This window comes from Neptunomonas phycophila (assembly GCF_001922575.1).
In the GTDB taxonomy this organism is placed as follows: domain Bacteria; phylum Pseudomonadota; class Gammaproteobacteria; order Pseudomonadales; family Balneatricaceae; genus Neptunomonas; species Neptunomonas phycophila.
Genome location: NZ_MRCI01000005.1, coordinates 42,836 through 57,218, shown reverse-complemented (window position 1 = coordinate 57,218; position 14,383 = coordinate 42,836). Strand labels below are relative to the sequence as shown.

At 47.3% G+C, this 14,383-nt stretch carries 12 protein-coding genes and 1 rRNA gene; 3 read left to right on the top strand and 10 right to left on the bottom strand.

The features are described 5' to 3' along the window. Nucleotides 1-103 (top strand): 5S ribosomal RNA (rrf, locus tag BS617_RS17330); the annotation flags it as partial. A 167-nt stretch (nt 104-270) separates the two neighbouring features. Here the strand turns inward: rrf and BS617_RS17325 are convergent. The 8 genes from BS617_RS17325 to BS617_RS17290 all read right to left on the bottom strand — a co-directional run bounded on the left by BS617_RS17325 (nt 271) and on the right by BS617_RS17290 (nt 8,601). Then, the gene (locus BS617_RS17325; RefSeq protein ID WP_075174259.1) at nt 271-1,242 is read right to left on the bottom strand and encodes a formate dehydrogenase subunit gamma; all 972 of its coding nucleotides are present in this window, start codon (nt 1,240-1,242) and stop codon (nt 271-273) included. Nucleotides 1,243-1,284: 42 nt separating this feature from the next. Further along, nucleotides 1,285-1,890, bottom strand: coding sequence for a formate dehydrogenase FDH3 subunit beta (gene fdh3B / locus BS617_RS17320; protein ID WP_075174258.1), 606 nt, complete (start codon nt 1,888-1,890; stop codon nt 1,285-1,287). Between the two features lie 12 nt (nt 1,891-1,902). Next, nucleotides 1,903-4,764: a formate dehydrogenase subunit alpha gene (locus tag BS617_RS17315; protein ID WP_075174257.1), complete on the bottom strand. Its 2,862-nt coding sequence runs from the start codon at nt 4,762-4,764 to the stop codon at nt 1,903-1,905. An 18-nt stretch (nt 4,765-4,782) separates the two neighbouring features. Then, complete coding sequence (locus tag BS617_RS17310) at nt 4,783-4,992, bottom strand: twin-arginine translocation signal domain-containing protein (RefSeq protein ID WP_075174256.1); 210 nt, start codon at nt 4,990-4,992, stop codon at nt 4,783-4,785. Next, nucleotides 4,989-5,636: a TorD/DmsD family molecular chaperone gene (locus tag BS617_RS17305; protein ID WP_075174255.1), complete on the bottom strand. Its 648-nt coding sequence runs from the start codon at nt 5,634-5,636 to the stop codon at nt 4,989-4,991. Before BS617_RS17305 ends, BS617_RS17310 begins: the two co-directional genes overlap by 4 nt. Before the next feature lie 16 nt (nt 5,637-5,652). Further along, nucleotides 5,653-7,380, bottom strand: coding sequence for a 4Fe-4S binding protein (locus BS617_RS17300; protein WP_083610191.1), 1,728 nt, complete (start codon nt 7,378-7,380; stop codon nt 5,653-5,655). Between the two features lie 197 nt (nt 7,381-7,577). Then, complete coding sequence (locus BS617_RS17295; RefSeq protein ID WP_075174254.1) at nt 7,578-8,114, bottom strand: DUF3306 domain-containing protein; 537 nt, start codon at nt 8,112-8,114, stop codon at nt 7,578-7,580. Then, entirely contained in the window at nt 8,104-8,601 is a 498-nt protein-coding gene (locus BS617_RS17290) for a DUF3305 domain-containing protein (RefSeq protein WP_075174253.1), read from the bottom strand. Before BS617_RS17290 ends, BS617_RS17295 begins: the two co-directional genes overlap by 11 nt. A gap of 282 nt (nt 8,602-8,883) precedes the next feature. On the opposite strand from BS617_RS17290, the gene fdhD reads away from it, so the two are divergent. Next, nucleotides 8,884-9,732, top strand: coding sequence for a formate dehydrogenase accessory sulfurtransferase FdhD (fdhD, locus tag BS617_RS17285; RefSeq protein ID WP_075174252.1), 849 nt, complete (start codon nt 8,884-8,886; stop codon nt 9,730-9,732). Continuing rightward, nucleotides 9,725-10,627: a substrate-binding domain-containing protein gene (locus BS617_RS17280; protein WP_212667482.1), complete on the top strand. Its 903-nt coding sequence runs from the start codon at nt 9,725-9,727 to the stop codon at nt 10,625-10,627. The genes fdhD and BS617_RS17280 overlap by 8 nt, the downstream gene beginning before the upstream one ends. Here the strand turns inward: BS617_RS17280 and BS617_RS17275 are convergent. Beyond that, nucleotides 10,624-12,882, bottom strand: coding sequence for a sensor histidine kinase (locus BS617_RS17275; protein ID WP_083610188.1), 2,259 nt, complete (start codon nt 12,880-12,882; stop codon nt 10,624-10,626). The two genes, BS617_RS17280 and BS617_RS17275, sit on opposite strands and share 4 nt — an antisense overlap. Continuing rightward, nucleotides 12,869-14,251 carry a sigma-54-dependent transcriptional regulator gene (locus BS617_RS17270; RefSeq protein WP_075174250.1) on the bottom strand — a complete coding sequence of 461 codons (1,383 nt, stop codon included), beginning with the start codon at nt 14,249-14,251 and terminating at the stop codon, nt 12,869-12,871. Before BS617_RS17270 ends, BS617_RS17275 begins: the two co-directional genes overlap by 14 nt. Nucleotides 14,252-14,383: the final 132 nt, after the last annotated feature.

Sequence of the window (14,383 nt, the reverse complement as noted above, 5' to 3'; positions counted from 1 at the left end):
GCGAAGTGGAACCACCTGATCCCATCCCGAACTCAGTAGTGAAACGCTTTAGCGCCGATGGTAGTGTGGGGTCTCCCCATGTGAGAGTAGGTCATCGCCAAGCTTTTATACCGAACCCCTGATTGCGCTGCAGTCAGGGGTTTTTTTATGGTTATTGTTTTTACGATTGGCTAAACAGGCGGTGTTTTGCTCATTTTACCTGTTTGCTAACGCGCGCATTTTGCTTGGTAGATAAATAATGCCGGCAATGCCGGCATTGGTTTTTATTGATTACATTAGTTCGTTAGTTGATTTGGTTTTCTTTTCTTCATACCACAGGTCATGGTGTTGCTTGGCCCATGATTCATCCACATAGCCTGTCGTCATCCCTTCAAGAGCTCCTTCTGTGCCTGCCGTACCGATATAAATATGGCCGAATGACGCAGCAATTAGGATCAGTGAGCTAACGGCATGAATAATATTGCTCCACTGCATAACCTCGCGTGTTTGTCCAAACAGAGGGAAGTCGAGTATGAGGCCTGAAATACTTATAGTGACTCCGCCAAACGTTAACAACCAAAACCATACTTTTTCACCGCCGTTTAGAAAGCCTGCACTTGGGTGGGCATTACCGAATATTCCTCCTCCTTTAATAAACCAACGCAGATCGATGGCGTTGAAAAAGTTATGTTTCAGCCAACGAACTATCATGATTAGTAAAGCTAGCATGAAAAGTGGGCCTAAATAGTTATGCAGTATTTTGCATAAGGCAATATAGTTACCCCAAATGGAGTCTCCTAGGAGCCCTTTTAAGAAAAATTTACCATAGAGTAAGCTAAGGCCTGTTAATGCTAACGTCATAAAGAGGATAGCTACCGTCCAGTGATTTGCCCTATCAAGTTGGCTCCAGCGTTTTATTTTTTTATTTGTCCTGGGGTGATCTAGCTTCTTTTGCCCCACGATTAAATAAAAGATGAGTAATGTGCACAGGACACCTAAGAGCGCATAAGCGCCATAAGGTGATACCCATTTGTTACGTAGATGTCTCCAGTATTCCCCTTCAACATTGATAAGCACCCCTGCTTCAATTCCTTTAACTTGTGACGTTCCTTCGTTGCCGTCTTTAATTACTCGCCAATACTCGGCTCCAGAAAAACCGCTTACTTTAGCTTCAGAGGCTTTATCGGCAGCAAGAGCAACGTTGCTTGACGTTAGATATACCAAGCAAATAATAATGAGGTGACTCAGTGAAAGTCTCTTCATAACAATAACCTTGATTGAGCCACATGATGTGGCTTTATTGGGTTAAGCCTTTGGCTGCGTCGCATCGTATGCGAGTTCTTCTTCCATTGCCCAAGCGCCATCGTTATGGCCGCGATACACAACTCGTTCTCTAAAAATATCGGAAACGTCGTTTGCATCACCCGCTAATAGAGCTTTGGTAGAGCATAGTTCGGCACACATAGGTAACTTGCCTTCAGCAATCCTGTTTGCTCCATATTTGGCGTATTCTTCTGGGCTGTTATCTTCCTCTGGCCCTCCGGCGCAGAATGTACACTTATCCATTTTTCCACGCTCGCCAAACGCTGAGCTGCTGGGAAACTGTGGTGCGCCAAAAGGGCACGCGAAAAGGCAATAACCGCAACCAATGCAGATGTCTTTATTGTGTAAAACAATTCCATCATCGGTTTTATAAAAGCAGTCAGTAGGGCAAACAGCCATGCACGGAGCATCAGAGCAATGCATGCACGCGACAGAAATGGAGGTTTCGCCGGGTTCGCCATCATTAAGGGTCACGACGCGCCGACGGTTAACGCCCCATTCCACTTCGTTTTCGTTTTTGCACGCTGTTACACATCCGTTACATTCGATGCAGCGCTTGGAGTCACACAGGAACTTCATATTAGCCATGGTTAGATCTCCTTAGGCCGTTGCTTTTTCGATGCGACAGAGAGAAACTTTCGTTTCTTGCATCACGGTGACGGGGTCGTATCCATACGTCATGGCCGTATTAGCTGCTTCACCCGTAACATACGGTGCAGAGCCCTCAGGATACTTGCTGGTTAAGTCTTTCCCTTGGAATTGTCCCCCAAAGTGGAAAGGCAAGAAGGCTACGCCTTTATCAACACGCGGTGTAATGAGCGCTTTGATTTTTATACGCCCCCCTTCTGGCCCTATGAGCCATACATCGTCTCCATTTTTAAAGCCGAGTGTGTTGGCATCAGAAGGGTTTACCTCAACAAACATTTCTTGTTGAAGCTCTGCTAACCAAGGGTTAGAACGCGTTTCTTCACCGCCCCCTTCGTATTCCACTAAGCGTCCCGACGTTAAAATAATGGGAAAGTCAGTACTGACATCTTTAGCCTGTATTGACTTATAAAGTGTCGGCAATCGATAAATCGATTCGGCGTCATCAAATGTTGGATATTTTGAAACCAAATCCCGGCGGTTTGAGTACAGTGGCTCTCTGTGCAGTGGGACTTGGTCGGGGAAGGTCCATACTATAGCGCGAGCTTTCGCATTTCCGAATGGGGCACAACCATGTTTGATCGCTACCCGTTGGATACCTCCTGACATGTCTGTCTTCCAGTTTTTCCCGTCAGCTGCCAACTGTTCTTCCTGAGTGAGGTCACTCCACCAGCCCAGTTTTTTTAGCAGCTCTGCAGAGAACTCAGGGTATCCATCTTTAATTTCAGAACCTTTTGTAAAGGAGCCTTCAGCTAAAATGTTAGTCCCTTCGTGCTCTACACCGTAGCGAGCGCGGAAAGGTAAGCCGCCTTCTGCAACACTTTTACTGGTATCGTAGAGGATAGGGGTACCAGGGTGTCTCATCTCTGGTGTACCCCAGCAAGGCCACGGCATTCCGTAATACTCACCGTCGGCAGGGCCACCTTCTCCTTTTAGACTGGTTTCATTGAAAGTGTGCCAATTTTGTTGGTGTTCTTTTATGCGTTCTGGGCTTTGGCCGGTATAGCCTACGGTCCACATTCCTCGGTTAAATTCACGCGTAATATCCTCAATCAAAGGTTCTTCATTGCTGATGGAGATATTTTTGAATAGTTGCTTATCGAAACCCAGTTTCACTGCAAATTTATGCATGATGATGTGGTCAGGCTTAGACTCAAAGAGAGGTTCAATCACTTTATCTCGCCATTGTATGGAGCGATTCGATGCGGTTACTGAGCCGTAGGTTTCAAATTGTGTTGTTGCTGGGAGTAGGTAAACCCCATCCTTTTTATCATGCATGACGGCGGCATGAGTTGGATAAGGGTCGACGATGACCATCAGCTCCAGCTTTTCCATGGCGGTTTTCATTTCGACGCCACGAGTTTGCGAGTTGACAGCGTGTCCCCAATAAACCATCGCGCGAAGATTGTCATTCTGATCGATATTCTTCTTGTCCTCGAGCACACCATCAATCCAGCGGGAAACGGGAATCCCGGAATTGTTCATTGGCTTTAGCGTTCGATAAACGCTTTGATCAAAGCGACTTTTTACCCACTCAAAGTCAAGGTCCCAGACTTTTGACCAGTGCTTCCAGGCGCCGTCTGTTAGCCCATAGTAGCCAGGCAAGGTATGGGATAAAACGCCTAGGTCTGTTGCTCCTTGGACATTGTCATGGCCACGGAAGATGTTGGTGCCGCCGCCAGCTTTACCCATGTTTCCAAGTGCGAGCATTAAAATACAGTAAGCACGTGTGTTGTTATTGCCTGTGGTGTGTTGTGTTCCACCCATACACCAGATGACGGTTCCCGGTCGATTGTCGGCCAGAGATTTTGCGGCTTGGCGCATTTGTTCTTCTGGTACACCGGTTACGCTTTCAACTTCAGCCGGTGTCCAATTAGCGACCTCCGTGCGTATTTTGTCCATGCCGTATACGCGTTGGGCTATGAACTGTTTATCTTCCCAGCCGTTTTCAAAAATGTGCCACAGAAGGCCCCAAATAAAGGCGACATCACTACCGGGGCGTATGCGTATGTATTCATTTGCATGAGCGGCGGTGCGAGTAAAACGCGGGTCTACGCAGATGATATGCGCTTTGTTGCGTTCTTTAGCACGAAAGATATGTTGCAAAGAAACCGGATGGGCTTCAGCGGGGTTAGCTCCAATGAGGATAATCGATTTGCAATTATGAATATCATTAAAGGAGTTTGTCATGGCGCCATAGCCCCATGTATTAGCAACACCAGCAACGGTCGTTGAGTGACATATCCGTGCTTGGTGGTCGACATTGTTAGTGCCCCACAGCGCTGCAAACTTACGGAAAAGGTAGGCTTGTTCGTTGTTAAATTTTGCAGAACCTAACCAATAGACTGAGTCAGGTCCTGACTCTTCGCGTATGGCCTGCATTTTATCGCCAATTTCGTCAATGGCTTGTTCCCAAGTGACTTTTTGCCATTTGCCATCAACCAGCTTCATTGGGTATTTTAAACGCCGTTCGCCATGACCGTGCTCTCTCAGCGCCGCACCTTTTGCGCAATGCCCTCCAAGGTTAAAAGGGTGGTCGAAGGCAGGTTCTTGTCCTGTCCAAACGCCGTTTTGGACTTCTGCATAAACACCACAACCGACCGAACAGTGCGAGCATATCGTACGTTTTACATCCACAGGTGAGCTATGGACCGCAGATTTTGAAGCTTCCGCTTGCTGAATCATGCCAGGCGCTAAAAAGCTAGCGGCTGCTACACCGCCTGTGGCTAAACTTGTGTTGCGTAAAAAATGGCGGCGGGATAAACCTAAGCCGGATTGGGCTGTCGATGTGTCTTGGTCGCGTTTGGTTAGGCGCATAATGGTGGCTCCTGCTTGTTAATTACGAAGCGTCTTGAGAAAGCGGCGAACATGTTCGGTTTCTTGATAGCCCTTGGGTGATAACGGTTCTTTCGCTTCGTCTGTTTCATCTGTCTGATTCGCAGAAGTGTTATCAATTATTAGGGCTGTGCTAGCCGCAGTTGATGCCAGTCCAGCCGCTTTTAAAAAGCGACGACGCCCCGCATCCGGTTTTTCTTGGCTACTCATGCGAGTTCCCTCCGGTCATTTTTATTGTCGGTATTGAGTTGTGCAGGCGATAGCTGCTGAAAGTATGTTTTTTCTTGTTGGAAAAAAGTGTGCGCTAGTAGGCCAACGGGAGCATAAAAATAGGCATTATTGGCTGTTTGTAAATCGGTAAAAAATGCAAAAGCCCAAGGAAACAAGTGGCGCTGTAAAAACCTATATTGATGGCTATAGCTGTGGTCTTGGGAAACCATTAAGCTGAGGACTTCACACAAAACGGCAATATGATCTTCCGGTTCATATACCTCTTTTTGCCGTTCATACCCTAAGTGTTTGAGGTCCTCGCGTAAGGTTACGAGAGGGCGCTCCATTAATGAGCCCGTTAGATACCAGCACCCAAAGGGCATAAGCTCTCCACGGCCTACGCCAATGAATAGGTCTTGATACTCTTGGGCAACCGCTTCGGTTTTACTATGCTGAGCTGTTAGGGCTAGTGCTGACCAAGCTTTGAGCATGTCTGGGTTATCATCGCCATCCGGTTGTAGAGCTTGCAACCATGCCAATGCGTCTTGCGTAGGCGCGCTCCTCAAAAGAGAAGCGAGAAGTGCATAGATATCGCCGCGCAATTGATCGTATTCGGTTGTGGTGTGAGTATGGATTGGAATCATGTTCACTCATCAGTCCTCATAGCTCTAATTGCTTTTCTGGGTGTAGTGTTAAATCGTTATATATGTCGCGAACGCGACAATCAGCACACATTTTGAGTCGGTTGATCGCACTACCCTGAAATTGCTTATGCTCACTGAGCGATTTGATCATTTTTTCTACTGTACGCTTAGGTGCAAAAGGCGTCGCGCAGCTGATGCACTGAAAAGCCTCTTCGGCTATTAGTTCTTGAGGCTGGTCGGTAGCGTGTAATCGCAGTTGCGGGGTTAGCGTAATCACTTTTTCCGGGCAACTGCGCTCACATAATCCACATTGGACGCAGTTTTGCTCGGTAAAGTACAAGGCGGGGCTATCTTTACCTGCTGTTAGCGCGGATGTAGGACAAACGGCAACACAGGAAAGGCACAAGGTGCACTCTTGCTCTTGAATTGTGACTTTTCCAAATGGAGCCCCATGAGGTAGCGGTATGACAGGGTTTAAACACTGTTGGGGCTCTGTTGTTGAGGCCGCATCAGCTAAGTGGGCGATCGCATTAAATAAAGTTTCACGTTTGTCAGTTGTGAATGACGGGGCCGGAGCCATAGATGGCAATGAAGGCTGTAACGGTAACCGGTTTTCAAGCAATGTGATGTCGTCAACTAATTGCAGCCGATTAGGGTGTATTGCTAGTCCTGTCATTATGCGATGGGCTAAGGATATCTGTTCTTCAACAAGATTTTGCATGCTGCTTGGAATAGCGTCGGTGTTCAGTAAATAGAGTGTATTCACTCCCATGGCATACGATGCTAGCCATACTTCCAAACTAACGGAGGCCAGTTCTTCGACTTCGATAGGGATGATATGCCCTTTGATGGATGAAGCGTGCTTTAGTGTTAACTCTCGACCTTTATCATGATCATGAAACAGCAGACAAAAGTCTTCACCCCCCTCGGCAGAGTAAAGTGTGATGAGTCTTTGAATATAATCGAGCAGCTGTCCCCTTGGGGGCTGGGTATAAGTAATGGCTCCTGTGGGGCAGGCGCTTGAGCAGCCGCCAGCGCCATGACACAAATGAGGGTCGATTGAGACAATGTTCTGAATTGATGTAATAGCATCTGCTGGGCATACGTCTAAACAGCGTGTACAGCCTGTTTGCCCCCGTGCGCTGTGTGCGCACATGTCGTTGTTGATTTGGAAATACTTAGGCTTTTCAAAGTCGCCAATGTATTGAGGGAGTTGTTCGTAGAGAGAGGCTAACGTTGTTGTATTATTTGCGTGAAAATAGCCAGGCGGCAGTAGGTTTGTTGTCAGAATAGGGGATGCATTCAGGTCTAAGATCAGGTCAAAGTGTGGAAGCCCCAATGCTAACTTAGCCAATGGAATGCGGCTAATAGATGTCTCTTCTTGTGCCGTTATGCTGACGTCAACGTCAAATTGGCCAAGATAGCCTGTGACCGACAGCAGCTTGTTATAGAAGACGGTGTCGTTTTTGGTGCTTGCTATCAGTGATTCTATCGCCTCTGATTCGTCAGCGGTGTCGATATCGATTTGAGCCGCTTCAGTAACCAATAGTGTAGTACTTTGCATAGAAGACAGTTGTAGTGCCGCAATCCGAATTGCTTTTTCGGATCCCATTATCAACAGGTGGCCTTGCGTGCTGTAAGCAATGGTACTCGCAAGTAGGTTATGAGGCGGCGATAGTCGCGTTATGACCTCCTGTTTTGCTCTTTCATTACTGAGGTTTGGCATGTTTATTATTGTTGTCATAAAGCCCTCGGTGGTCAGGCTAATGGCTTTTATCCACGTACCTCAGTGCTCGCTGTAGGCCGTGCGCTTGTCATTGTTGTATATCTGAACCGTTTTTAAATTACTCGATGCAATTGATGAACCACTGATTAGGTCGCTAGGGTCCAATATATGCGGTCATTATCTGAGTGAAATTCTGGTTTTTTCGCTGTGTTGTATCATTCTGTCTTGTCTTGGGTGGGTGTATGGGTCACTTGGTCGCTTTCTGTTGATGAAGCATGAGAAGAGTGAATAGGCTCGGTGCTTTCTTCATCATTGCTGTCGTCTTGCAAAGCCGCAGTGAAGTCATCTTTTTGTTGATGAATCCATTGTCTGATTTGTCCAGCGGCAGCTTCAGCTAATGGGGTGATATTGCTAAAGTCCTGATCGTAGTCATTTAGCCCATCTCTCACGTGAAACTCTGGGAGGTTAAATAGCTTCCTTAGTGCTTGTTGTCGTAAAGCTTCGCTGACACCTTCTGAGAAAAACTGTTGGAAGTTTGAATGCTCATCCAGAGAGTCGATGGCTGGCATGTCCTCATCACTTAAACTATCTGCGGATATTTCGGCCGCCTTGTCAGGAAGGGGTGGAGTAACCTCCGAACTATCTTGATTGTCTAATAGTTGTTCAGTCTCGTTTGATTGTTCGTTTTGCTCTCGGTTTGCCTCGGTTTTACGCAGAGACCATCTTTTAAGAAATGAAGTATCAGTTTCCACTGCTGCGTCCTTTTCCTGATTTCTTTTTTTTGCGCCCACTATCAATCAATTCGCCTTCACGGCTGAGATAGGCTTCGATCCAGCAACATATAGCTACCGGCATTTCTGCGGATAAAACGTGGTGCTCGCCATCCATGTAGGATGAAGCTTCATCTTGGCTGGCGCTGATGTGGACAGGGATAAGCTGGTTATCAACGTCTGATTCATGGCATAAAACGAATAGGCAGGGGGCTTGTGAGTTAAGGTTGAATCGATAAGCGGTACGTTGATCAAGGTGAAGTTCAATGGTCAGGATATGATAATCGTCAGCGGTTAAGGGGCGAGGGAGCAAGTCGGCAATGCTCCAACGTATTGTGTCCCAGCGGCCTGATTGAACATTCTCTTTGTTGAGTTGAATGGATACAGGCCAGCGCGTCCCTGATTTTGTTGTGGGGGGCTGTTGATCTTTATCATCAGCGCTCGGAGCAGTCGTAGTAGCTGAAGTCACATAGGTTCTCCTTCGGGTTGTTGCGTAATCGCTTGGATCGATAAGCACAGGTACTGGAGATCATTGCAAAGCGTAGGCCACATAATGACGGTGCTCTTAGGGGTAAAAGGGAGGCTGGTTGGTGTAAAAAGACACGGTTGAGGATGAAGGTGGGACATTTTGTCTATTAATAGGTGTCACGGTGATGCGCTGCTAATTGTGATCAACAGTAGACGGTAGGGTATATAAACACCGGAATGAAACTTGCTCTGATCAAACCAATTAATTGAGAAGGTAGGTGACATGGAGCAACCCTTTGAATCAGTCATACGCAGTTACGCGCAGGCGTCGTTAACAGAGCAGGCTACTGTCATCGACGAGTTAGGCGGTGAAAGGACGATTCAAATCGCCTGTGAACGACCTTTAACCATTTATTTAAATAAACGTGAAATAGTTACGTTGATGACGTTGGGGGCTGACCCTGAAGCGTTAGTGGTGGGTTATTTAAAAAACCAAGGATTTATTGAGCGGGTTGAGGATTTAACCGCTGTACAAGTGGATTGGGATGTTGAGTCTGCGGCGGTAGTCACTCGTAAAGAGCCTGCTCATTTGGCATCTATGCTGGAAAAACGGACCGTTACTAGTGGCTGTGGCCAAGGGACTATGTTTGGAGACTTAATGGAGAAAATCGCCGATGTAGAACTACATGTAACGCCAGTAAAGCAGAGCATGGTTTATAGTTTGCTTCGTGCATTAAGTCAGCACAACGAAACATACAAAAACGCCGGCGCTGTTCATGCCTGTGCTGTGAGCGATGGCGATTATATTGTGTCCTTTGTTGAGGATGTGGGTCGACATAATGCGGTGGATACGTTGGCGGGTCGGCTGTGGTTGCAAGGAATTAGCCCCAACGGAAAAATCTTTTATACCACAGGCCGGTTGACGTCAGAAATGGTGATCAAAGTGGCACAAATGGGAATATCGGTTTTATTGTCACGCTCGGGGGTGACTCAAATGGGACTGGCGTTGGCAAGGGAAATGGGAATCACTTTATTGGCTCGCGCGAAAGGCCGTCACTTTCTGATCTTTCATGGTCGGGACACCGTCGATCTTGATTGCCTGCAAGAGGGCAAGGGGGTTCAGGGTGAATGAGCACGCTCATCCGTTTATGAACGTACGCCAGCTTTCGGAATACTTAGACGTTAATGAGAAAAAAGTGTATTCCATGGCCGCCGAGGGAAAGATTCCCGCAACGAAAGTGACCGGTAAATGGCTGTTTCCACGTGCCTTGATTGATCGCTGGTTATTGGATAATGCGCACAGAGGCTTGATGGCCGATCGATTGTTACTATCAGGAAGTGATGACCCTTTACTGCAAGCCACGGCTAACCGCTTAACGCAACAATTAAAGACGCAGGCGATGATTGGCTATACCGTCACCGGAACTAAGCTAGGCTTGGATCTGCTAGCTCAAGGTAGTTCTGACGCGACAGCGATTCACTGGGGACGAGCAGAGGAAAGCCGCGTTAGGCATCCTGCATTATTGCAGCAATATAGCGAATCTAAGCACTGGGTGTTAGTGCACTTATTTGAGCGCCAACATGGGTTGATGGTGCGGCCGCAGGATGTTGAGCGCTTTACTGATCCAAGACAAGCGCTGACCCCTGAAACTCGGTGGGTCGTTCGGCAAGAGGGCGCAGGGTCGCAGCGCTTTTTAGGAGAATGGCTTGCCGGGCAAGGGTTTCCATTGGCGCAGTTAACGCGTCAAATGACGGCATTCTCGGAAAGGGAGGTAGCCCGTTTAATTGCGAAAGGGGAAGCCGATATTGGCCCAGGCACCTTGAGCGCCGCACAAGAAATGGGATTAGTTTTGCTCGCTCAGGGAGCTGAGGCCTTTGACCTAGTGGTCACTCGGCCTGTGTATTTTCGAAAAATTGTGCAGCATATCTTTGAGTTTTTGCAGAGCCGAGAAGGTATTCAACTAGCCAGTAGTTTAGGGGGATACAATACCAGTCAATGCGGTAAGTTAATCTGGAGTGCTGATTAAGTGTCTCCCTTACCGGTAGCTCTGCGGTTGACTCGTTCGGCTTGACCTAATCCTGTGAGTAGCAAGCTAATATGGTCGGTATTCGTCGCTTGGTCGCTGTAATGGCTGGGTAAGTACAGGCTAAAGGTCGTGCCGCATGTTTCATCGATTAGGCTGGGTGAGTGAACGCGTAAGTCCCCCCCATGCCGAGTAACAATCCCTTTGCTCACCGACAGGCCCAAACCTGTGCCGCTTTCTTTAGTGGTGAAGAAAGGTTCGAATATTCGCTCTTTGACTGAGTCGGGTATGCCGCAGCCTAAATCGGACACATGAATCACGACACCCAATGGTGATGGTTCAGCTGCACGGTTTGTTGAGGTGGCTGCAGGCTCTTCTACCCAGTCTTCGGTACCAATGAAAACACTCCCTGTGCCTTTGATGGCATGCGCTGCATTGATAATGAGATTGACTAAAACCTGCTGTATTTGCTGTGTGTTAATCTCGACGAGCGACTCTGCTGCATAGTCAGTTTCTACGGTTACATTTTGCTTATCAAGTGCATGGCGCACAAGTAATAGTGTGTCGTTGCACACCTGATTGATGTTGCAGATTTGCTGGCTGTCGGTTTGGCTATCAGGCCGGCTGTATTGCAGGAGGTTATTAATCAGTGACCGGATACGATAAACCTGCTCAATGATCATATCTAGCTCTGCATTAATAGGTTTTGCCTGCTCACCCAAATCATCCAATATAAGATCCACTGAGCCCAAGATAACGGCTGCAGGGTTGTTGATCTCATGGGCAATTCCGGCGGTGAGCTCTCCAAGTACGGCCAGCTTCTCCTGATCGAGTAGTTGCTTACGGGTTGTTTTTAATAAGCGTATTCGATCTTTTAGAGCTTCCGTTCGACGTCTCAGTGACGTAGTGCGCTGGTCAACCTTTTGCTCTAATTCGTCGTTGGCTTTTATTATTTCTTGTTCGCGTTGGGCGAGTAAATCCAGCATTTTATCGAACTCATGAGCTAACTCAGTTAGCTCGTCCTGCCCCTCTAAGTGTCCAATTCTTTGCTGCATATTGCCTTGTTTTACAGCGTTAACGGCTTTGTTGAGTCGAGACAACGGCGCTAATATCTGTTTACCTTTATGCAAAACAAGCAGCCCCGAACCGAGCATGATAAGCCCGATGACAGTGACGGATTCTAAAAGAGTTTTGTAATAAATATGCGTAAACGGAGATTCACTAAATCCGGTGTAGATCATACCAATACGTTGGCCACTGAGGTCTATCAAAGGTTGATAGGCAGATATGTACCAATCATTTACAACAAAAGCGCGATCAATCCAGCGATTGCCTTTGATTAAAACGTGATTTTTAACCGCAGAAGATACGCGAGTGCCAATAGCGCGGTCGGCTTCCGTAATAGTGCTTGTTTGATGTGGGGCATCACGTTGGTCGGGCAATAGCTGAGGGACATTGGTACTAATGCGCGTATCATCTAAAAAGAGTGTTACCGTACCAATACCCTCGTCAGGCAGGCTGCCTGGGCCGTATACAAGGTCGCGAATCATGTCTACAACTTGGGTGTTCCGGTTAAACAGCGTGCCGCCATCTAATACGCCTACTAGTTCGTCAAAGTCATTAATGACAGGATATAGCGAGCGCATAATGATGGCGCGGCTTTCGATAGAGCGCTGGGTAGGAGCTGCATAAGGGGTATCTATTAACGGGATACGAGATCGCTTGGCTAAGCCGGTTTGTATAAGGTCTAGTTCGTTAGCGGAGAGGACTTCCAATCCAGATAAAGAATCACCTTTGAGCAAGGATTCGGTATGAGCCAGCAAGCTTGGTTCTAGGCTGTTTAATAATTGAGATGCAGGTATAAACCGTAAAAAGTCGAGTTGCCTGCTTTGCCTAACATCATTTAGTTGGCCTCGGATACCGCGCTGGTAGTTGCGTAGTAAGTTGGTTCTGAAGTCGTAGCCATTAGCCAGTTGGGCTAGGACATTCATTTGTTCTCGTTGCAGTATATCTAACGTACCTTGGGCGACAGATAGGTCTGCGCTTACCTTCATATATAGCTGCTTGTCGGTATAGCTGCTTGTCCAGTAGGCCGCCATAATTGAAAAACCTAGGGCGGTTAACAATAGCGGTATAACAATGAGTAATAACAGCTTATAACGCAAGGATTGGCGCAGTTGCTTATTAGCGTGCGCCAAAAAGTGAAGGCCTTTCATAGGCCGTCTATTGTGGGTTGTTATCTCACTATGCTTGGACATGGCTGAGGTCCGATTGCCATGCGTTTAGTTTTCTATCCAGTGTTTTACGAGAGACCCCAAGTGTGCGCGCCGCTGAAGATTTATTACCTTGGTGTTGTTCTAAAGTGCGAAGGATATGTTGTTTCTCTAGCGCTTCAAGTGACCAACCATCATAGTGGCTTTGCCCAGGAGTCGGTTGTGTTTCACTGTGTTTGAAATACTCAGCGGGTAATTTACCCAGCAATATACAGCGCTCTATTAGGTTTTTAAGCTCTCGAATATTGCCTTGCCACGGGTAGTTTTGCATAGCAACGAGGTCGTCATGGGTAAAAGGAATTTCAGGTAACCCTAAATCACGTGAGAGCCGATAAGAAAAGTGATGAACAAGGTCTGGTATGTCTTCTTTTCGATCGCGTAGAGGAGGGAGGGTGATGCTGAGGACGTTTAGTCGATAATAAAGGTCTTCACGAAAGCGGTTGTCATCAACCTCCTGTTTAAGTTGCCGGTTAGTTGCAGCAACAATACGTACATCCACTGCTTGCTCTTGCTCGCTGCCTACAGGGCGTACGGCTTTTTGCTCTAATGCGCGTAATAACTTGGCTTGCATCAGCACGGGCATTTCGCCTACTTCATCTAAAAAAAGTGTGCCGCCTGCTGCAAAATTGAATAGTCCTTCCCGCGCTTTATTGGCACCAGTAAATGCTCCTTTGGTGTGGCCAAATAGTTCGGCCTCTAATAACTCTGGGGATATTGCGCCGCAATTAACGGGTACGAAAGGGCCACCACGTTGGCTGTATTGATGAAGCAGCCGTGCGACGAGTTCTTTACCCGTACCGGATTCGCCTTCAATGAGCACCGCTGAAGGGGTAGGGGCAACTCGTTCAACGACTTCAAATACATGCTGAATGGCTGCGCTAGCTCCGATCATTTCAGTTAATGGAAACTGCTCGGTAACTTCCCGTTGTAGCACAAAGTTTTTGCGAGCCATTTCTCGTCGTTGTAAGCAGCGTTCAACGGCGTTCATCATTTGCTCAAGCCTAAATGGCTTCAAAATAAAATCACTGGCCCCTATTCGTAATGCTTTAATGGCGGTCTCTAGGTCGGCGTAGGCCGTCATAAAAATAATATCGCTACGTCGCTCACTGGGCTCTAGTGCCTCATGCCACTCCATACCTGATCGGCCCGGTAAGGTGATATCCACAATGAGCAAATCGAAATGGCAGCGTTTACGTAATTGTTCCGCTTCTTCTACGCTGGTGGCCGTCTCAACAAGCGCAAAGCGTTTAGATAGGGCTTTATGGAGGAAATTACACATGCCCGGTTCATCATCGACAATGAGTACCGATACGGCGGGTTTAATACTGTTTTGGTCAGCAGGCGCTAAATCCATCAGCATGCTCCGTTGTTGGGTCTACTAGCAAACAAGAGAGTTCAACTGCGTAAAAAACCGCTTGTTAGCTCGTGAGGACCGTTTTTATTGTTATTTTTAGTGGGCTGCAAGCGTTTAAAGTACCGCAATAAT

Coding starts and splice junctions, on each gene's coding strand:
- BS617_RS17315 (WP_075174257.1), bottom strand. CDS start 4,764: ATGCGCCTAACCAAACGCGACCAAGACACATCGACAGCCCAATCCGGC.
- fdh3B (WP_075174258.1), bottom strand. CDS start 1,890: ATGGCTAATATGAAGTTCCTGTGTGACTCCAAGCGCTGCATCGAATGT.
- BS617_RS17275 (WP_083610188.1), bottom strand. CDS start 12,882: ATGTCCAAGCATAGTGAGATAACAACCCACAATAGACGGCCTATGAAA.
- BS617_RS17305 (WP_075174255.1), bottom strand. CDS start 5,636: ATGATTCCAATCCATACTCACACCACAACCGAATACGATCAATTGCGC.
- BS617_RS17310 (WP_075174256.1), bottom strand. CDS start 4,992: ATGAGTAGCCAAGAAAAACCGGATGCGGGGCGTCGTCGCTTTTTAAAA.
- BS617_RS17270 (WP_075174250.1), bottom strand. CDS start 14,251: ATGGATTTAGCGCCTGCTGACCAAAACAGTATTAAACCCGCCGTATCG.
- BS617_RS17325 (WP_075174259.1), bottom strand. CDS start 1,242: ATGAAGAGACTTTCACTGAGTCACCTCATTATTATTTGCTTGGTATAT.
- fdhD (WP_075174252.1), top strand. CDS start 8,884: ATGGAGCAACCCTTTGAATCAGTCATACGCAGTTACGCGCAGGCGTCG.
- BS617_RS17300 (WP_083610191.1), bottom strand. CDS start 7,380: ATGACAACAATAATAAACATGCCAAACCTCAGTAATGAAAGAGCAAAA.